Origin of the sequence: Novosphingobium sp., assembly GCF_019748365.1 — a bacterium.
Lineage (GTDB): Bacteria > Pseudomonadota > Alphaproteobacteria > Sphingomonadales > Sphingomonadaceae > Novosphingobium.
Genome location: NZ_JAIEPN010000018.1, coordinates 1 through 17422 on the forward strand (window position 1 = coordinate 1; position 17422 = coordinate 17422).

Genomic DNA, 17422 nt, shown 5'->3' on the forward strand with positions numbered 1-17422 from the left:
TCGTCCGCCAGGATCACGCGGCTGTAGTCGCCATCCCAGATGCGGCCGAACTCGAGCTTGAAATCGACGAGGCGGATGTTGATCGCGGCGAACATACCGACCATGAAGTCGTTCACGCGGATCGCCATCGAGGAGATGTCCTGCATTTCCTCGTTGCTGGCCCAGCCGAAGCAGGCGATGTGCTCTTCGGCGACCATCGGATCGCCCAGTGCATCGTCCTTGTAGTAGTATTCGATCAGGGTGTGGGGCAGCGGCTCGCCCTCGGGGATGCCGAGGCGCTTGCTGATCGAGCCGGCGGCGACATTGCGCACGACGACTTCGATCGGGATGATCTCGACCTGCCGCACCAGCTGTTCGCGCATGTTGAGGCGGCGGATGAAGTGCGTGGGGATGCCGATGTGGGCGAGGCGGGTGAACACGTACTCGCTGATGCGGTTGTTGATCACGCCCTTGCCGTTGATCGTGCCGCGCTTCTGCGCGTTGAAGGCGGTGGCGTCGTCCTTGAAGTACTGGATGATCGTGCCGGGCTCCGGACCTTCGTAGAGGATCTTGGCCTTGCCTTCATAGATCTGGCGGCGACGGGACATGGGCGATTCTTTCACTGGCGCTTGCGGCAAAGATAGGGCCGAAACGGTAAATCAAAAGCCCCGGCGCGTGCGGGATATCACGGCGAAGCGATATCGGCGCAGGGCCGGGGCGTCGCAGCGCCCTTAGGGCAAAACGCGCGTCCACGCAAATGGGTGCGTGCGGCGCTGAACGTTCGATAAGATGGAACAATAAACCTGAATTTATCCGGCTGAACCGGACCATCGGCGCGCGGTAGAAAGGCTTCACACGAAGCGGCGAGCGCGATTCGGTGCCCCCGCACAGCAAAAGGATACATCCGATGGCAAAGGTTCTGGTGCTCTATCATTCGGCTTATGGCCATGTGGAAACGATGGCGAACGCGATCGCCGAAGGTGCGCGCGCGGCGGGCGCCGAGGTTGACGTGAAGCGCGTGCCGGAAACGGTTCCCGAGGACGTCGCCAAGGCCCATCACTTCAAGCTGGATCAGGCAGCGCCCGTTGCGACGGTGGCGGAACTGGAGAATTATGACGCGATCGTGGTCGGCACCGGCACGCGGTTTGGCCGGATCTCGAGCCAGATGGCGGCGTTTCTGGATCAGGCCGGCGGCCTCTGGGCGCGCGGCGCGCTCAATGGCAAGGTCGGCGCGGCATTCGTTTCGACTGCTTCGCAGCACGGCGGGCAGGAGACGACGCTGTTTTCGGTGATCACCAATCTGCTGCATTTCGACATGACCATCGTGGGCCTCGACTATGGCTTCCAGGGCCAGCTGCGGAATGACGAAGTGGTCGGCGGGGCGCCTTATGGTGCCACCACGATTGCGGGCGGCGACGGCAGCCGCCAGCCGAGCGAGACCGAGCTGGAAGGCGCGCGCTATCTGGGCAAGCGGGTGGCGACGACGGCGGCGAAGCTGTTCGGGTAAGGCTGTCCGTCCAATCCCCTCTCCCAACCCTCTCCCCTGAAGGGGAGAGGGCTTTGGGCGTTTTGCGTTTTTGGAATGTGGCGCATCGCCTTTGGCCTCGCTAGATACGCGGCGCTGAAGGAGACCACCATGAGCCGTGCCGATACGATTGCCCTGCTGACCCGCTATTATGCCGCGTTCAATGCGGGCGACTGGCAGGGGATGCTCGATTGTCTGAGCGAGACGGTCGCGCACGATGTGAACCAGGGCGAGCGCGTGATCGGCAAGGACAAGTTTGCCGCGTTCCTTGGCCATATGGAGCGCTGCTACAAGGAAGAGCTCAAGGACATCGTGCTGATGGCGACCGATGACGGGTCGCGCGCGGCGGCGGAGTTTGTGGTGCATGGCGCGTACCTTGCGACCGATGAGGGGCTGCCGGAGGCGAATGGGCAGACTTATGTGCTGCCGGCGGGCGCGTTCATTGCGGTGGATGGCGGCAAGATCACGCGGCTGACGATGTATTACAATCTGGCGGACTGGACCGCGCAGGTGGTCGGGTGAGCATTGTCGTCCGCCCGCTGACCGGCGCGGAAATCGGGGCGGCGCTGGGGGATCTGGCCAAGCTGCGGATCACGGTCTTTGCGGCGTACCCTTACCTTTATGACGGCGATGCGGCTTACGAGGCCGAGTATCTGGCTGAATATGCGGCGGCGGCGGATGCGGTGCTGGTCGCGGCGTTCGATGGCGCGCGGATTGTCGGCGCGGCGACGGCGGCGCCGATGATCCACCAGAAGGCGGAGTTCCGCGAACCGTTTGCGGCGCGGGGGCTGGATGTGGGCCGGCTGTTCTACTTCGGCGAAAGCGTGCTGCTGCCGGAGTATCGCGGGCACGGCATCGGCCATGCGTTTTTCGATCACCGCGAGGCGCAGGCGAGGGCTTGCGGCGCAACGGCGGCGTGTTTTGCGGCGGTGATCCGGGCTGAGGACCATCCCTTGAAGCCGGCGGGCTATGTGCCGCACGATGCGTTCTGGACGAAGCGCGGCTATGCCGTGGTGCCGGGGCTGGTGACGGAACTGGCCTGGAAGGAACATGGCGAGGAGGGCGAGAGCCTGAAGGCCATGCAGTATTGGCTGAGGCGTTGGTGAAGGCCGCCTGCCCACCCCAAACCCCTCCCGCAAGCGGGAGGGGCTTACAGTGCTGCGCCATCCTCTCCCCTCCCGCTTGCGGGAGGGGTCGGGGGTGGGCATGGAGCGACCTATGACCCGCTACACTATCGCCGCCGCGCAGTATCCGATCGAGCAGCTGGCCGATTGGGCCGCCTATGAGGCCAAGCTGACGCGCTGGGTAGCGGAGGCGGCGGACGGCGGCGCGGCGCTGGCGGTGTTTCCCGAATACGGGGCGATGGAGCTGGCCAGCCTTGAGCCCGAAACGATGGGTGATCTGGCGGGATCGCTCGCGAGCGTGGCGGGGCTGATCGGGCGGGTGGATGCGCTGCATGCTGAGCTCGCGGCGCGGTTTGGCATCCACATTCTGGCGGCGAGCCTGCCCCGGCTGGATGCGGACGGGCGCTATCGCAATGCGGCGCGGCTGTTTGCGCCGAACGGCAAGGTGGGCACGCAGGACAAGCTGGTGATGACGCGCTTCGAGCGTGAGCAGTGGTTTGTTTCGGCGGGGGTGGACGGCCTTGCGCTGTTCGAGACCATGCTGGGCAAGCTGGCGGTGCTGATCTGCTATGACAGCGAGTTTCCGCTGCTGGCGCGCGCGGCAGTGGATGCGGGGGCCGAGGTGCTGCTGGTGCCGAGCTGCACCGACAGCCTGCATGGCTATTGGCGGGTGCGACTGGGGGCGCAGGCGCGAGCGCTGGAGGGGCAGTGCTATGCGGTGCAATCGCCGACGGTGGGCGTGGCGGACTGGTCTCCGGCGGTGGATGTGAACCGGGGCGCGGCGGGGGTCTATGGGCCGCCGGATCGCGGGATGCCCGAGGACGGGGTGATCGCCATCGGTGCCGAGGGCGAGAGCCAGTGGGTGTTCGCTGAAGTCGATCTGGCGCGCGTGGCGGAACTGCGCGCCGATGGCGGCGTGCTCAATGCGCGGGACTGGCGCGATCAGCCGGGCGCGGGGCCGCTGCCGCCGGTGCGGGTGGTCTCTCTCCTGTAATCGCTGCGGCCTAGCGGGTCCATTTACCTGAGAGTTTCGCCATGATGATCCGCCTCGCTCTGCTGCTTCTGGGAATGGTGATGACCGCTGCGCCGCTTGCCGCCAAGCCGCTGATCTTCGCGCACCGCGGGGCTTCCGCGTGGCTGCCGGAAGAGACGCTCGCGGCTTATGAGAAGGCGATTGCGGACGGGGCGGATTTCATCGAGCCGGACCTCGTGCCGACGAAGGACGGCGTGCTCGTCGCGCGGCATGAGAGCAATATCACCGAGACGACTGACGTGGCTGCGCATCCGGAGTTTGCTGGGCGGCAGGCGGTGAAGGTGATCGACGGGCGGCGGCAGGAAGGCTGGTTTACAGAGGACTTCACGCTGGCGGAATTGAAGACGCTGCGCGCGAAGGAGCGGCTGGGGGCGCTGCGGGCGGAGAGCATGGCTTTCAATGGCCGGTTCGAAGTGGCGACACTGGACGAGATCGTTGCGCTGGCAGAGCGGAGCAAAAGGCCGGTCGGGCTGATCCCGGAACTGAAGCATCCGACGTACTTTGCGGGGCTGGGGTTTGACACGCCGGGCAAGCTGGTCGCCGCGATCAGGGCTTCGGCCTATCTGCGGCGCGCGCCGGTGATTGTGCAGTGCTTCGAGATCGCGACATTGAAGCGGCTGCACAAGGAACTGGCCGGGCAGCGCAATGTGGCGCTGCTTCAGCTGATCCAGTCGCCCGATGTGAAGCAGCCGGCGGACGTGGTCGCGGCGGGCGGCGCGCTGACGTTTGAGGATATGGTGACACCGCAAGGCCTCGCCGAGATCGCAACCTATGCGCAGTGGATCGGCCCGCCGCTGCGGCGAGTGATCCCGCTTGATGCTGCGGGCAATGCCGCTGCGCCGAGCGCGTTTATTGCAGACGCACACCGGGCGGGGCTCAAAGTGGGCGTGTTCACATTCCGGCCGGAGAACCAGTTCCTGCCGGCAAACTTGCGGCAGGGTGCAGACACCGCGCGCTCGCCGCAGGGCATGATCGCCGATGTGCGCAGCTTCGTGGCGGCGGGGGTGGACGGGTTTTTTACCGACGATCCGGCGCTGGGGCGCGCGGCGGTGGAGGGCACTGCGGCGCAGTGAGCGTTCAAGCCGTCCGCAGCAGAGGGGCGGCAGGCGCGGGCGCGGTTTCTTGCAGGTCCGCCTTGGCCTGATAGAGCGCCTTGTCGGCGAATTCGAACAGCGCGTCTGCGTCTGCACCGTCATCCGGCCAGAGCGCGGCGCCGACGCTGGCGCCCACGGTGATGGGCAGGCCATCGATGCTGTGCGGGCGAACGAGCGCGATGAGGAGCTGGTCGGCCAGCGGCGCGGTGATCAGCGGGGAATGCGGGGGGATGAGCACGGCGAATTCGTCGCCGCCCTGCCGCACGACGAGGCCGCGACTGCCGATGGTTTCGGTGAGGCGCACGGCGACCGAGCAGAGCAGCCGGTCGCCGAAGGCATGGCCGTAGCGGTCGTTCACCGACTTGAAGCCATCGAGATCGAGCAGCGCAAGGCGGAAGGGGCGCGGATGGCCGGACGGGCGCAGGAATTGCGCGATCTGTTCATCGAGAGCGCGGCGGTTGGCGAGGCCGGTGAGCGGATCGGTGTGCGCGAGATCGCGGGTCTGCGCCTGGAGCTGGAGCAGATCGACCAGCATCGCGTGGCCCTGCAGGATGAAGCGGATGAGGATCGCGGTGGCGAGAACGAGGCTGGTGGCAGCCGCCATTTCCCCCACCCGGCCGGACGAAAGCATCAGCGCCGTGATCGGCACCACCCCGACCGCGAGATTGAGGATCGCGGCGGCGCGGATCGAGGAGAGGCAATAGGCCGTGGCGAGCGAGCCCATGGTGAGGATCATCGCGAAGTTGGCGTGGTTCTCGGGCGGGGAGGCAAGCCAGTTCACCACGCACCACGCGCTGCACATCATGCCGACCCAGCCGGAGACATGGTTGGTCTTCGCCACGAGGATCCGCGCACGGCGCAGGCTCATGCGGCGGCGGCGGCTCTGCGCATTCTCGAGGAGGCCGAGCACGCAGAGCAGGGCGAGCAGCGCCGGCATGCCGAAGCGCACACCCCAATGCACATCCGCGCCGCCGACCCAAGCCGCAGTGGGCGTGGTGGCGAGCAGCATGAGATACATCAGCGGCGTCTGCGATTCGACGCGCCGGGCGCGCAGCATGGTGAAATCATCCCGGATCGCTTCGGGAATGGGCGGCATGAGCCGCGCGCGCAGGCGGGTGAAAGCACCGATCATGCTCAGGGGTTCTACGGATCGGGCGTAAAGGCGGTGTTAACGATGATCCCGAGGTCGCGGATGTCTGCATCCCAAAATCCGCCGATTGATTGCCATCGGCCCGGCGCTGAAGCATATGGAATCAGCCAATCGATTGGAGAGTGAACCTCATGCGTATGGCATTCCCGCTCATGGCGATGGCAGCCATCCTCGCTGCGGTGGCGTTCTGGCATGGTGCCACGGAATCGCCCGCATCGAAAACGGCGCTGTACCTGCTTCCCTTTATCCCGGTGATCTTCCTGTTCGGATTTGCCCTGCATCGTTCGCGCTTGAGACGGCGCTGAGGGACTGGCCCAACCACAACGGGGCTGACGCGCCGCGGCGCATCGGCTAGGGCTGCCGGGATGATCACAGACGAAACCGGTTCGCGCTGATGGACGCCGCACAGCAGGTTCATGAGCAGTTTGTCGCCGCGCTGGATGCGGGGACGTTGCAGCGCAGGAGCAATCTGGGGCTCAGTGCGGTCGGGCTTGATCCGAAGCGCGCGGCGGCGATCCTGCATAGCCAGATGGTGAGCCGGCAGCTCGACCGGCTCAGCCGCAAGCTGCAGGCGCGGGGCGAGGGGTTCTATACCATCGGCTCTTCGGGGCACGAGGGGAATGCTGCGCTGGCCGAGGCGCTGCGGGTGGATGATATCGCGTTCCTCCATTACCGCGATGCCGCGTTCCAGATCCACCGCGCCAATCGCGTGCCGGGTGAAAACCCGATGTGGGACATGCTGCTTTCCTTCACCGCAAGCGCCGAGGACCCGATTTCGGGCGGGCGGCACAAGGTGCTGGGATCGAAGCGGCTGATGATCCCGCCGCAGACTTCGACGATTGCGAGCCACTTGCCCAAGGCGGTGGGGGCGGCGTTTTCCATCGGGATCGCGCGGCGGATGGGCTTCGAGGAGACGGTGCTGGCGAAGGACGGCGTGGTGCTGTGCTCGTTCGGCGATGCATCGGCCAACCATTCGACCGCAGTCGGCGCGCTGAACACGGCGGCCTGGGCGGCGTTTCAGGGCACGCCGATGCCCATCGTGTTCCTGTGCGAGGACAACGGGATCGGAATTTCGACCAAGACGCCCAAGGGGTGGATCGAGGCGAACTGGTCGGGCCGGGCGGGGCTGCACTATATCCAGTGCGACGGCTGCGATCTGGCCGATGCGTGGCGTGCGGCGAGCGAGGCGGTCGATTTTGCGCGGCGCTACCGCAAGCCCGTGTTCCTGCACATGAAGACGGTGCGGCTTTATGGCCATGCCGGGAATGACGTGCAAGGGGTCTATCTCAGCAAGGACGAGATTGCTGCGGACAATGCGCGCGATCCGCTGCTGGCAAGTGCAGCATTGCTGATCGAGGAAGGCGTGATGTCGGCCGCCGATGTGCGGCGCGAGTACGACGCCATCGAGGCGCAATTGCTGCGGCAGGTGGAACTGGCGATCAAGCGGCCGAAGCTGCCCGATGCCGAGGCGGTGATGGCAAGCATTGTGCCGCCGAAGCGCGAAGGTGTGGCGCGGCCCTTGGCCAGCGCCGAGGCGCGCACGGCGATCTTTGCGGACGAGGCAGCGGCGATGGAAAAGCCGCAGCATATGGCGAGGCTGATTTCGTGGGGCATGGCGGACCTGCTGCTGCAATATCCCAACGCGATTGTCTGCGGCGAGGATGTGGGGCCAAAGGGCGGCGTCTATAACGCGACGGCGCGGCTCCATGCGCGGTTTGGCTCGGCGCGGGTGATCAATACCTTGCTCGATGAGCAGGCGATTCTGGGGCTCGCCATCGGCGCTGCGCACAATGGCTTGCTGCCGCTGCCTGAAATCCAGTTCCTCGCCTATGTGCACAATGCCGAGGACCAGATCCGCGGCGAGGCGGCGACTTTGTCGTTCTTTTCCAATGGGCAATATACCAATCCGATGGTCGTGCGGATTGCGGGCCTGCCCTATCAGAAGGGCTTTGGCGGGCACTTCCACAACGACAACAGTCTGGCGGTGTTCCGCGATATTCCGGGGCTGGTGATCGCGGTGCCTTCGTGCGGGCGCGAGGCGGTGCTGATGCTGCGCGAATGCGTGCGGCTGGCGCACGAGGAGCAGCGGGTGGTGATCTTTGTGGAGCCGATTGCGCTCTACATGACGCGCGATCTGCATGCCGAGGGGGATGGGCTGTGGACTTCGGTCTATGAGGCGCCGGGGCAAGCCGAGATCCGCGTCGGCGAGATCGGGGTGCATGGGGACGGCGCTGATCTGGCGGTCGTGACCTATGGCAATGGCGTCTACCTTTCGCTGCAGGCGCAGAAGCTGCTGGCGGAGCAGGGCGTCAATGTGCGGGTGATCGATCTGCGCTGGATTGCGCCGCTTGCGGAGGATGCCTTGCTGGAGGCGGTGGCGCCGTGCAGCCGTGTGCTGGTGGTGGATGAATGCCGCGAGACAGGTTCGCAGAGCGAGGCCTTGCTGGCGCTGCTGGCGCTGAAGGCACCGGACAAGGCCTTGGGCGTGCTGGCCGCGACGGACAGTTTCATCCCGCTTGCACGTGCTGCAACGCATACCCTGCCGAGCCGGGACGGGATTATCGCCAAGGCGCTGGAGATGGTGCGTGGCTAAGGAAACCGTTGTTGTCGTGTGCCCGGGGCGGGGGACGTATAATGCGCCGGAGCTGGGCTATCTCGCGCGGCACCATGCGGGTTCGCCGTGGCTGGCGGACTTTGATGCTGTGCGCTCTGCTGCGGGGAAGCCGACGCTGAGCGATCTCGACGGCGCAAAGAAGTTCGATCCCAAGCTGCATCCGCGCGGGGATGTGGCGGCGCCGCTGATCCATGCCTGCGCCTTTCTGGATTTCCTGACGCTGGACCGGGAGCGGTTTGAAGTTGTCGCCGTGACCGGCAATTCGATGGGCTGGTATACGGCGCTTGCCTGCGCAGGCGCGGTTTCTGGCGAGCACGGGTTTGCGATTGCCGATGCGATGGGGATCAATTCGCAGAAGCATGCGCCCGGCGGGCAGGCGGTGATCGTGATCGCAGGCGAGGACTGGCGGGTTGATCCGGCGACCGTGCGTGCGGTCGAAGCGGCCTGCGCCAAGGTCGGCGTGCTGCCTTCGATCCGGCTGGGCGGGATGCTGGTGGTGGCGGGGCCGGAAGCGGCGCTTGATGCGCTGAATGCCGCCTTGCCGCCGCTGCCGCGCCCGCCGCTGCGGCTGCCGGGGCACGGGCCGTTTCACACGCCGCTGATGCAGCCGAGCGCGGACGCGGCGCGCGGCGCGCTGCCGGAGGCGTGGTTTGGCGCGCCGCAGGTGCCGCTGATCGACGGGCGCGGCAAGATCTGGCGGCGGTTCGAGACCGATCCTGTCGAGCTGTGGGACTATACTTTCGGGCACCAGATTCTCAGCGCTTACGACTTTACCGCAGCGATGACCGTCGCGCTGAGGGAGTTCGCGCCGGACCGGGTGGTGCTGCTGGGGCCGGGCGAGACGCTGGGCGGCGCCATCGGGCAAACCATGATTGCGCAGCGATGGCTGGACATTGACAGCAAACATGTGTTCTCCCTCAGGCAGGAAGAGGATCCGTTTCTCGTCGCAATGGGCAGGGAAGCCCAGCGGCGGGTCTTAGCCATCTGACCCATGAGGTATCTCGTGAGCCAGCCGTCCGTCCTGTTTGTGTGCCTTGGGAACATCTGCCGCTCTCCGCTGGCGGAGGCCGCGCTGCGCGCCGAGGCGGTTGCGGCGGGGCTGGCTGTCACCGTCGATTCCGCGGGGACCGGCGGATGGCATGCGGGCGAGCCGCCGGACCACCGCGCGATTGCCGAAGCGGCGCGGCACGGCGTCGACATTTCGGGCTATCGCGCAAGGCAGGTCCGCCGCGAGGATTTCCAGCGCTTCGGCCATATCTTCGCGCTCGACCAGCAGAACCTGCGCGACCTGAAGCGGATCGAGCCGAGCGGCCTGCTGGGCCGCTCCACCGCGCGTATCAGCCTGCTGATGGACATGGTGCCGGGGCGCGAGGGAACCGCGGTGATCGATCCTTATGGCGGGAGCGCGGAAGACTTCGCGCAGACCTGGATCGATGTGCGCGAGGCGGCGCGCTACATCATCACGCGGCTGGCGGGCTAGGCTTTGAGGCGCCGTTCGGCGTCGAGCAGGGCGCGCTTGCGATCGAGGCCCCAGCGGTAGCCGCCGAGGCTGCCGTCCGCGCGCAGGGCGCGGTGGCAGGGGATGAGCACGGCGATGCGGTTGGCGGCGCAGGCACTCGCTGCGGCGCGGACGGCGCGGGGCTTTTCGGCGCCGGCGGCGAGTTCCGAATAGCTGACCACATCGCCGGGTTTGACGGACATCAGGAAGCGCCAGACGCGGATCTGGAAGGCAGTGCCGCGCAGATCAAGCGGGAGATCGGGGCGCGGGGCGGCCTGTTCGAGATGCTCGGCGAGTGCGGCCATCCAGGCATCGAGCGGGGCGGCTGCCGCCAGCGCGGCGGGAAGCAGCGCGGCCTTGGGGAACTCGGCGGCGAGCTGGGCAAGCAGGCGCTCCGCGCTTTCGCCGAACTGGACGAAGCAGACGCCGCGCTGCGTGGCGGCCATCATCAGGAACCCAAGGGCGGTTTCGCGGGTGGCATGGACGATATGCTCGCCCTCGCCGCCCGCGCGGTAGGCGCTAGGAGTCATGCCAAGGCTGCCATCGGCCATATCGTAGATGCGGCTGGTCGAGCCGAAGCCGGCGTCGAGCCCGGCTTCGAGCACCCCTTCGCCTTCGCGCAAGGCCAGCTTGAAGCGGGCAAGGCGCTGCGCGGCCTGATACTCGCGCGGGGAGACGCCGAGCGCGGCCTTGAAGGCGCGCTGGAAATGCGTGGGAGCCATGCCCGCCTGATCGGCGAGGTGGGCGAGCGTGAGGCTCTCCTCGGCATGGCTGACGATATAGGCCGCCATGGCCTGCATCAGCGAGGTGGCCGGTTCCTGCGCGGCAGCGGGGTGGCAGCGGCGGCAGGCGCGGAAACCCGCCGCTTCGGCTTCGGCGGGGGCGGCGAAGAAGCTGACATTTGCGCGCTTGGCGGGGCGTGAGGGGCAGGAGGGGCGGCAATAGACGCCGGTCGTCTTCACAGCATAGACGAACTGGCCGTCCGCGGCCTTGTCGCGCGCGGTGACTTGCTGCCAGCGGGTTTCATCGAGCGTATCGGTCATGGCCTTGCCTTTCGCTATCACGCGGCGCGGGCGCGGTCGACGTCGGGGCTGCGGTAGACCGCCTCCGGGATCGTCGCGAGGGTCGAAGGGCGAAGCTGCGGGCCGAGGCCGTAGAACTTCTGGAAGCTCATGATGAGGGGCCGCCAGAGATCGGGATCGATGCGGTTCGGATCATCCGCCGAAACGATGCTTTCGTGGAGATGCACGCGGGTGATCCGCGCCTCGAAGGTAAGGATCTTGCCGGCCTGCGCGGGATCATCCTCGGCGAGGGCATGGACCGCCTCGATGCGCGCCTCGAGCTGGACAGGGGCTTCGGCGCCGCGGGGCGGGGCGACGGACTCGGACGGAACCGGGGTGAGCCCGGCGCGGGCGAACTTGTCGCCCACATGGCGGTAGCCGCGCGCGGCCTTGTAGGCGGGGACGGGATCGCTGGCGGTGGTGAGCGCGAGGGCATCGACGTGATGCGCCATCGCGGCGGAAGGCAGGTTGATCACCACTTCGCGGCGCGCGAGCAGGTTCCGCGCGGTCTGCGAGGCGGCGCCCAGGCCAAGCATGGCGCGCCAGCCGAGCCAGAACACCGAGGACATCGGCGCGAGATTGGCGCTGCCGTCGTCGTTCAGCGTGCTGAGCAGCGCAACGGGCGTGCCGAAATAGAGGATCGCGGGTTCGCGGGTGACGATCGGAGGCGTGGCGGGCATCGGCGGGGTTCCTTGCGGGGATTGGCTGGAACCCTTTTGGCCGATGCGGCGCGGCGGGGCGCTCCGGAGCTTGCGGTGCAATTCCCGTCACGGCTTGGCTGGTGCGGCTTCCTGCTGCGCGGCCATGCAGGTGTTCACCATGTCGAGATAGGCCGAGACGGTACGGCGCTGCTCCTCGCTCATCCGCGCGGCGGCGGCGATCATCGCTTCGGCGACGGGCAGGAGATCGAGCGCGGCACGCTCCAGCGCGGTGGGGGTCATCGACACGAGAACGCTGCGGCGGTCCTCGGGGTTCGCCTTGCGCACGATCATCCGCTTGCCCTCGAGCCGGTCGAGCAGCGCGGTGACGGAGGCCGAAGGCATCGACAGGCGCCTGCCGAGTTCGCCCGGCGAAAGATCGCCGCCCACTTGCAGGTGTTCGAGCGCGGCGACTTCGGCGAGGCCGATCTTCATGCGGCGGCCAGCGAAAGACGTGAAACTGAACAGCGCGGCGGCGTGGCGTTGCCATTCGAAGGTGAGTGCTTCCGGGCTCATATTTCTCTCACATACCGAGATAGTAGATATTAAAGTATTCCGAGTCTCGAGCATGATTGATAGATGGACCGACCATGAGCACGCAATCCCCGCTTGCGCCGCTGATGGGTCTGGCCCTCGGCATGGCACTTCTCCCCGCCCCGGCCAGCGCGGCTGACGGCATGGTCGGCATGGGTCTGGGGGTGGCGCCGCCTTATCCCGGCGCACGCGAGGTAATCCTGGTGCCGCTGCCCGCGCTGGAAGTGACGACCGGCGCGGTGACCTGGCGGACCAACAATTTCGGCGTCGAGGCCGGCCTGCCGCTGGGCGGCGGGGTGAGCGCCGGGCCGATCCTGCGCGTCGATGCCGGTCGTGGCTCGCTGTTTGCAGTGAAGGACGCGGTGATCGCCCGGCTCGTTCGGGTCAAGGCCGCACCCGAGGCAGGCGGCTTCGTTGAATTCGGCCGGCCATTGGGCGCGGGCGTGCAGCTGCGCGGGCGCGCCTCGCTGGTGCAGGGATTTGGCGCCGGGCACGGCGGCCTGCTCGGCGAGGCGAGCGTGACGGTGCTGGTGCCTGCTGCGCCGCGCCTGATGCTGGGCATTTCGCTGCAGGCGAGCTGGCAGGACCGGCGCTATGCTGCGGCCTATTTCGGCGTCGACCGGGCCGGCGCGGCGGCTTCGGGGCTGCCGGAATTCGCAGGCCGCGCGGGTTTGCGCGATCTGGGTGTCGGGTTCTTTGCGAGCCGGACGCTTTCGCGCCGCTGGTCGGCGAGCTTGCTGGGCACGCTGAGCCGTTTGCAGGGAAGCGCGGCGCGATCACCGGTGGTGCGCTTGCGCGGGCGGGCGGAACAGGTCTTCGGCGGGCTGGCGCTCGCCTATCGGTTCTGAAGGAGCGCGGGTGATGCCCTTGCCACCTGCCGGGGACCGCCCCGCAATCCGGGGGAGCCTGCTCGGCGCGCTGCTCGCGCTTGGGGTCAACCTCGGCATCCAGCTTTTCGGCGTGGGTGAGGAGCCGGCGGGGGCCGGTTATCCCGGGCCGGTCAACGCCGTGATCTATCAGATTGTGCCGTTCGTGTGGATCGGCCTGTTCGCGGCGATCGGCACGGCCTGGTTCCTGCTGCGCGCGGGTGGACGGTCTAGCGCAGTGCCTGCGGCGGCGGCGGCGCTGCTGCTCGCCAATTGCGCGCTCTATCCGGTCTATACGCTAGGCTTTTCCTCGCGCGAGCTGGGCCTTGCCGGCAATGGCCTCACGGCAGTGCTCGCCGCCTTTGCCATCGGCGCCGCGCTCGAACGCTGCCCCCGCGCCGCGCTGCTCATGGTGCCGGTGGTGATCTGGGTTGCGCTCGCCTCGATCGGGCTGGTCGCGGTGATGACCGGGCGGACATTCTGAATGAGAGGGAACCCGGCCATGCTGCGAGGATTGCCGCGCCAGATGGCGGTTGTTGCGGGGCTCTTGATCATGCTCGGGCTGAATCTCGGGCTCGGTGCAGACCCGGCCGATCTGGCGGGTGAGGGGCGCACCGGGGTCTATGCGCGCTACCCCAATGCGTTTGCGCCGCATCCGTTTACCTTTGCCATCTGGCTGCCGATTTTTGCTGGCGCGGCGGCCTTGACCATCGTTCAGGCGCGGCCTGCACGGCGGCTCGATGCAGTGCTCGATGCGGCAGGACCGTGGGCGGCCGCTGCCTTCGGACTGGTTGGCCTGACGGCGCTGACGCCGCTCGGCCTGAGCAACGTCGTGGTCGCGCTGGCGCTGGGGGCGAGCCTTGCCGCGCTCGCGGCGGCCCGGCCTTGCGCGCGCGGGGCGGACCGCTGGCTGGTGCGCGCGCCGCTCGGCCTCCTTGCGGGCTGGCTGGTCGTGGCGACGGCGCTCAACCTTTGCCAGCTTGCGGTCATGCTGGGCGTGACGATCGGACCGGCAGTGGCGGCGGTGCTGATGATCGGCGCAGGGCTGGCGGGGATGGCCATAACGCGGCGCTCGGGCGAGCCGGCGGCGGTGCTGGCACTGATCTGGGCGGGCGCGGGCATTCTTGCGGCGCACCCAGAAGAAGTGGCGATATGGCTGGGTCTATCCGGCATGATTCTGGCCATTATCCAGAAAAATTACCCAGAAGGCAAGATAAGACAAAATATAGTTTAAAATATACATCCAGAAATTTACGAGTTTATCGGGGAAATGATATCAGGATATTTGGATTTAAGCGTTATCTCAATAAGATAATATCTGATTATTTCATGATTTCATCGTTAATTCTGCCTAACTCTGTTGATTCACCCGAATTCTAACATGCCGATTAACGCTCTGCACCCTACCCCGGAACGATCATCAACAGGGGGATTCCGATCATGTCCTTGCGCCGATCGCTGCTTGCTATCCTTTCGATCTCTGCCGCGCCGGTGGCGTTGGCCCAGTCTGCGCCGCCCTTGTCCGGACCTGCGCCGGCATCGCCCGCCGGCACCGCGACGCCGCCCAGCCTGGGGCCGTGGGACCGCAGTTCCGAATGGCGCTGGCAGCCGGTCGCGATCGGTGCCGGGGGCTTCATGCGCGGCATGGTGATGCATCCCAGCTATGCCGATATCCGCTACGCCCGCTCCGATACCTGGGGCGCGTTCCGCTGGGACACCAGGACGCAGCGCTGGGTGCAGATGGTGACGCCGCGTGCGATCCCGGCGAGCGCGACGGTTGCGCGTTCGGACAACCTTGCGCAGCGCTACCAGCTCACGGCCAATCCGCTTGGTGGCGGGGTGTCGTCGGTCGCCATCGATCCGCGCAGCAGATCGCGGGTCTACCTTGCCATGGCGCCGAGCGCGCCCGGTGACATCACCGGCAATGCTGCCTTCACCGGCAATGTCTACGCAAGCCGCGACGGCGGGCGGACGTTCACGCCGGCGCGCGGGCTCGATCTGCCCGGCTATGTCAACAGCCAGTGCAGCGACAAGGAACTCGACGCGATGAACACGCGTGGCGAGCGCCTGGGGGTCGATCCCAACAATCCCAATGTCCTCTACCTCGGCTCGCAACGGAACGGGCTCTACATGAGCAACGATACCGGTGCCTCGTTCCGGGCGGTGACCGGCGCGGGCGCGCCCGGGGCCTGCACCAACCTCATCAATGTGCTGTTCGACAAGCGCCTGACCATGCGCCGGGTCATCGGCGGCAAGTCGATGATAGTCAGCCGCAACATCTACATCGTCGGCGCGACGACCACGGTGCGCGAGGGGGTCGATGCGAACGGGCAGAAGACGAGGGCCGAACTCTATACCGCCAATATCTATCGCTCCGCCGATGGCGGCGCGAGCTGGACCGATATCTCGACCGGGCCGGGCGCGATTTTCGAGAATCCGGAGGACTTCGGCGGCACCGCGATCGATGGGCAGGGCCGGGTGTGGATCACCGCAGGCCGCAAGGTAGCGGTCTACGAGGGAGGCCAATGGCGCAGCACCTACGTCTACCGCGCGGGCAATGCCATCGCGATCGACCCGACCAATCCGCAGCACGCCTATGTCAGCGATCCCTATACGCTCGGCCTTTCGCGCACCAACGACGGCGGCCTCACCTGGACCGATCTCGGCGAGAACCGCTCGATCCGTTCGGGTGACGGGATCGACTGGATCAACAAGCGCGCCCGGCATTTTCCCGCCACCGCCAGCCTGATGTTCGATCCCAACGTGCCCACGGCTGCGGGCAAGGGCCGGCTCTGGGCCTCGGGTGGCAACGACGGGATCTACTACGCCGATCTCGACGAGGCGCGGCAGGTGGACTGGACGGTCGGTGTCGACTGGGTGGAGCTTGCCAAGGGCATCGAGCAGATGGTCGGCCAGAACATCGTGATCCCGCCCGGCGGCAACAATGCGGCGATCCTCACGGTGGAGGACGAGGTGCTGTTCCGCGTGACCAATCCGACGAAGTTCACCGCGCAGCACTTCGACGTGGACCTCACGCAAGGCTACAACAACAACCTCGCCTCGAATGGCATGGTGGCCTACAGCCCGGACACGCCCTCGGTCATGGTGACGAACCCGGCCAACCTTTTTGCCAGCGGCTATCGCGGCGGCGCGTGGGAAACCAACTTCGCCAGCTATTCGGTGAACTATGGCCAGAACTGGTCGATCCTGCCCTCGATCACGGTGACGCCCGACCATCTGCGCAACACGCCCAACACCCTCGTGGCCGGGCAGATCGCGATTTCGGCGCGCGGCAACGTGCTGCCGGGCAAGGGCCAGCCGGTGTGGACGGGCAAGGACAACATCGTCTGGCTGACGCTGGGAAGCCCGAGTCCCTACTGGGGTTTCGGCTCCTACAACCAGCCGCCGCGCTATTCGATGGACGGCGGCAAGACCTGGGAGATCGGGCAGGTCTATGACCAGAACGGCCAGCGCGTCGACTTCGACAATGCGGGCTTCCAGATGATCTTCGGCAATGCTGCCAAGCAGTTTGCCGTAGTGGCCGATCCGGTCACGCCGCTCACGTTCTATGCGGTGACGGTCGCCAAGTTCATGGTGACCACCGACGGCGGCAAGACCTGGCGGATGAACCCGGGCAAGGCGAGCCCGTTCGATCCGGCCTACCCCTTCTTCATCAACGCCAAGCTGAAAGCCGTACCGGGCCGCAAGGGCGATCTGTGGTTCACCTCCGGACCGGGCGATCCGCGCGCGGGCGGCTACCTGTTCCACTCGACCGACGGCGGGCTGAACTGGACACGGATCCCGACGGCCAAGACCCATGAGATCGCCATCGGCCGGGGTGCCCCGGGGACCGACTATGCGCTCTACATGTATGGCAAGCCGACCGAGGCGCAGCCCTGGGGCGTGTGGCGGTCGGATGACAAGGGCCGGAACTGGTATCTCGTTTCGGGCGACGGTGTGACGGGCTATCCGATGAACACGCTGAACGAGACGTCGGACCTTGCCGCGAGCTGGGACCGCGAAGGGTTGCTCTACATCTCCTATGGCGGGATGAGCTTTGGCTGGGGATACCAGAAGCGGCTTGGCATTCCCTATCCGAACTAGGGGAACGCCCGGGTCAGCGCCCCGTTGCCGGCCCTCGGCAGCGGGGCGCGGCTGCGGGGTTCTCTGCCGGAAACAGACCTTGGCCGGAAGCCCGTCTGCCCCGGACTTGCCGCGTGTGGCGAGCACGTCCACTTTCGGCATG

The 17422-nt window shown here is 66.7% G+C and carries 18 protein-coding genes; 13 read left to right on the forward strand and 5 right to left on the reverse strand.

The features are described from left to right. The coding region (locus K5Q19_RS02680; protein ID WP_292940899.1) for a phosphoribosylaminoimidazolesuccinocarboxamide synthase at nucleotides 1–587 on the reverse strand (587 nt) is incomplete at its 3' end. 299 nt (nucleotides 588–886) lie between these two features. On the opposite strand from K5Q19_RS02680, the gene wrbA reads away from it, so the two are divergent. From wrbA to K5Q19_RS02705, 5 genes are all read left to right on the forward strand, one after another. Beyond that, nucleotides 887–1486 (forward strand): NAD(P)H:quinone oxidoreductase, encoded by a 600-nt coding sequence (gene wrbA / locus K5Q19_RS02685; RefSeq protein ID WP_292940901.1) that lies wholly within the window; start codon nucleotides 887–889, stop codon nucleotides 1484–1486. A 129-nt stretch (nucleotides 1487–1615) separates the two neighbouring features. Then, a complete protein-coding gene (locus K5Q19_RS02690; protein ID WP_292940903.1) occupies nucleotides 1616–2026 on the forward strand; it encodes a ketosteroid isomerase-related protein in 411 nt (136 codons plus the stop codon). Then, nucleotides 2023–2610: a GNAT family N-acetyltransferase gene (locus K5Q19_RS02695; RefSeq protein ID WP_292940905.1), complete on the forward strand. Its 588-nt coding sequence runs from the start codon at nucleotides 2023–2025 to the stop codon at nucleotides 2608–2610. Before K5Q19_RS02690 ends, K5Q19_RS02695 begins: the two co-directional genes overlap by 4 nt. A 112-nt stretch (nucleotides 2611–2722) precedes the next feature. Then, complete coding sequence (locus tag K5Q19_RS02700) at nucleotides 2723–3622, forward strand: carbon-nitrogen hydrolase family protein (RefSeq protein WP_292940908.1); 900 nt, start codon at nucleotides 2723–2725, stop codon at nucleotides 3620–3622. Between the two features lie 41 nt (nucleotides 3623–3663). Then, entirely contained in the window at nucleotides 3664–4734 is a 1071-nt protein-coding gene (locus K5Q19_RS02705; RefSeq protein ID WP_292940911.1) for a glycerophosphodiester phosphodiesterase family protein, read from the forward strand. Nucleotides 4735–4738: 4 nt separating this feature from the next. On the opposite strand, the gene K5Q19_RS02710 is transcribed toward K5Q19_RS02705, so the two are convergent. Then, nucleotides 4739–5887: a diguanylate cyclase gene (locus tag K5Q19_RS02710; RefSeq protein WP_292940914.1), complete on the reverse strand. Its 1149-nt coding sequence runs from the start codon at nucleotides 5885–5887 to the stop codon at nucleotides 4739–4741. 155 nt (nucleotides 5888–6042) lie between these two features. Between K5Q19_RS02710 and K5Q19_RS02715 the strand changes: the two genes are divergently transcribed. The 4 genes from K5Q19_RS02715 to K5Q19_RS02730 all read left to right on the forward strand — a co-directional run bounded on the left by K5Q19_RS02715 (nucleotide 6043) and on the right by K5Q19_RS02730 (nucleotide 9999). After that, nucleotides 6043–6210 carry a hypothetical protein gene (locus tag K5Q19_RS02715; RefSeq protein WP_292940917.1) on the forward strand — a complete coding sequence of 56 codons (168 nt, stop codon included), beginning with the start codon at nucleotides 6043–6045 and terminating at the stop codon, nucleotides 6208–6210. An 89-nt stretch (nucleotides 6211–6299) separates the two neighbouring features. Next, a complete protein-coding gene (locus K5Q19_RS02720; protein ID WP_292940920.1) occupies nucleotides 6300–8498 on the forward strand; it encodes an alpha-ketoacid dehydrogenase subunit alpha/beta in 2199 nt (732 codons plus the stop codon). After that, the gene (locus K5Q19_RS02725; RefSeq protein ID WP_292940923.1) at nucleotides 8491–9507 is read left to right on the forward strand and encodes an ACP S-malonyltransferase; all 1017 of its coding nucleotides are present in this window, start codon (nucleotides 8491–8493) and stop codon (nucleotides 9505–9507) included. The genes K5Q19_RS02720 and K5Q19_RS02725 overlap by 8 nt, the downstream gene beginning before the upstream one ends. Before the next feature lie 3 nt (nucleotides 9508–9510). Then, entirely contained in the window at nucleotides 9511–9999 is a 489-nt protein-coding gene (locus tag K5Q19_RS02730; protein WP_292940926.1) for a low molecular weight protein-tyrosine-phosphatase, read from the forward strand. Here the strand turns inward: K5Q19_RS02730 and ada are convergent. From ada to K5Q19_RS02745, 3 genes are all read right to left on the reverse strand, one after another. Continuing rightward, complete coding sequence (gene ada / locus K5Q19_RS02735) at nucleotides 9996–11060, reverse strand: bifunctional DNA-binding transcriptional regulator/O6-methylguanine-DNA methyltransferase Ada (RefSeq protein WP_292940929.1); 1065 nt, start codon at nucleotides 11058–11060, stop codon at nucleotides 9996–9998. The genes K5Q19_RS02730 and ada overlap by 4 nt on opposite strands. Nucleotides 11061–11077: 17 nt before the next feature. After that, nucleotides 11078–11758 (reverse strand): flavin reductase family protein, encoded by a 681-nt coding sequence (locus K5Q19_RS02740; protein ID WP_292940931.1) that lies wholly within the window; start codon nucleotides 11756–11758, stop codon nucleotides 11078–11080. 87 nt (nucleotides 11759–11845) lie between these two features. Beyond that, nucleotides 11846–12292, reverse strand: a complete 447-nt coding sequence (locus tag K5Q19_RS02745; RefSeq protein WP_292940933.1) for a MarR family transcriptional regulator — start codon at nucleotides 12290–12292, stop codon at nucleotides 11846–11848. Between the two features lie 74 nt (nucleotides 12293–12366). Here K5Q19_RS02745 and K5Q19_RS02750 point away from each other — a divergent pair, with 74 nt between their 5' ends. The 4 genes from K5Q19_RS02750 (at nucleotide 12367) to K5Q19_RS02765 (ending at nucleotide 17280) form a co-directional block, all read left to right on the forward strand. Continuing rightward, nucleotides 12367–13158 (forward strand): MipA/OmpV family protein, encoded by a 792-nt coding sequence (locus tag K5Q19_RS02750; protein ID WP_292940936.1) that lies wholly within the window; start codon nucleotides 12367–12369, stop codon nucleotides 13156–13158. Nucleotides 13159–13171: 13 nt separating this feature from the next. Continuing rightward, nucleotides 13172–13660 (forward strand): tryptophan-rich sensory protein, encoded by a 489-nt coding sequence (locus tag K5Q19_RS02755; RefSeq protein WP_292940939.1) that lies wholly within the window; start codon nucleotides 13172–13174, stop codon nucleotides 13658–13660. 18 nt (nucleotides 13661–13678) lie between these two features. Then, the gene (locus K5Q19_RS02760; RefSeq protein ID WP_292940942.1) at nucleotides 13679–14410 is read left to right on the forward strand and encodes a hypothetical protein; all 732 of its coding nucleotides are present in this window, start codon (nucleotides 13679–13681) and stop codon (nucleotides 14408–14410) included. A gap of 206 nt (nucleotides 14411–14616) precedes the next feature. Then, on the forward strand, nucleotides 14617–17280 hold the full coding sequence (locus K5Q19_RS02765) for a sialidase family protein (RefSeq protein WP_292940944.1): 2664 nt from the start codon (nucleotides 14617–14619) through the stop codon (nucleotides 17278–17280). Nucleotides 17281–17422 lie beyond the last annotated feature (142 nt).

What these genes read in the sequence shown, in the direction of transcription:
- wrbA (WP_292940901.1), top strand. Translation starts at nt 887, where the DNA reads ATGGCAAAGGTTCTGGTGCTCTATCATTCGGCTTATGGCCATGTGGAA.
- K5Q19_RS02690 (WP_292940903.1), top strand. Translation starts at nt 1,616, where the DNA reads ATGAGCCGTGCCGATACGATTGCCCTGCTGACCCGCTATTATGCCGCG.
- K5Q19_RS02700 (WP_292940908.1), top strand. Translation starts at nt 2,723, where the DNA reads ATGACCCGCTACACTATCGCCGCCGCGCAGTATCCGATCGAGCAGCTG.
- K5Q19_RS02705 (WP_292940911.1), top strand. Translation starts at nt 3,664, where the DNA reads ATGATGATCCGCCTCGCTCTGCTGCTTCTGGGAATGGTGATGACCGCT.
- K5Q19_RS02710 (WP_292940914.1), bottom strand. Translation starts at nt 5,887, where the DNA reads ATGATCGGTGCTTTCACCCGCCTGCGCGCGCGGCTCATGCCGCCCATT.
- K5Q19_RS02715 (WP_292940917.1), top strand. Translation starts at nt 6,043, where the DNA reads ATGGCATTCCCGCTCATGGCGATGGCAGCCATCCTCGCTGCGGTGGCG.
- K5Q19_RS02720 (WP_292940920.1), top strand. Translation starts at nt 6,300, where the DNA reads ATGGACGCCGCACAGCAGGTTCATGAGCAGTTTGTCGCCGCGCTGGAT.
- K5Q19_RS02730 (WP_292940926.1), top strand. Translation starts at nt 9,511, where the DNA reads ATGAGGTATCTCGTGAGCCAGCCGTCCGTCCTGTTTGTGTGCCTTGGG.
- ada (WP_292940929.1), bottom strand. Translation starts at nt 11,060, where the DNA reads ATGACCGATACGCTCGATGAAACCCGCTGGCAGCAAGTCACCGCGCGC.
- K5Q19_RS02740 (WP_292940931.1), bottom strand. Translation starts at nt 11,758, where the DNA reads ATGCCCGCCACGCCTCCGATCGTCACCCGCGAACCCGCGATCCTCTAT.
- K5Q19_RS02745 (WP_292940933.1), bottom strand. Translation starts at nt 12,292, where the DNA reads ATGAGCCCGGAAGCACTCACCTTCGAATGGCAACGCCACGCCGCCGCG.
- K5Q19_RS02750 (WP_292940936.1), top strand. Translation starts at nt 12,367, where the DNA reads ATGAGCACGCAATCCCCGCTTGCGCCGCTGATGGGTCTGGCCCTCGGC.
- K5Q19_RS02755 (WP_292940939.1), top strand. Translation starts at nt 13,172, where the DNA reads ATGCCCTTGCCACCTGCCGGGGACCGCCCCGCAATCCGGGGGAGCCTG.
- K5Q19_RS02760 (WP_292940942.1), top strand. Translation starts at nt 13,679, where the DNA reads ATGCTGCGAGGATTGCCGCGCCAGATGGCGGTTGTTGCGGGGCTCTTG.
- K5Q19_RS02765 (WP_292940944.1), top strand. Translation starts at nt 14,617, where the DNA reads ATGTCCTTGCGCCGATCGCTGCTTGCTATCCTTTCGATCTCTGCCGCG.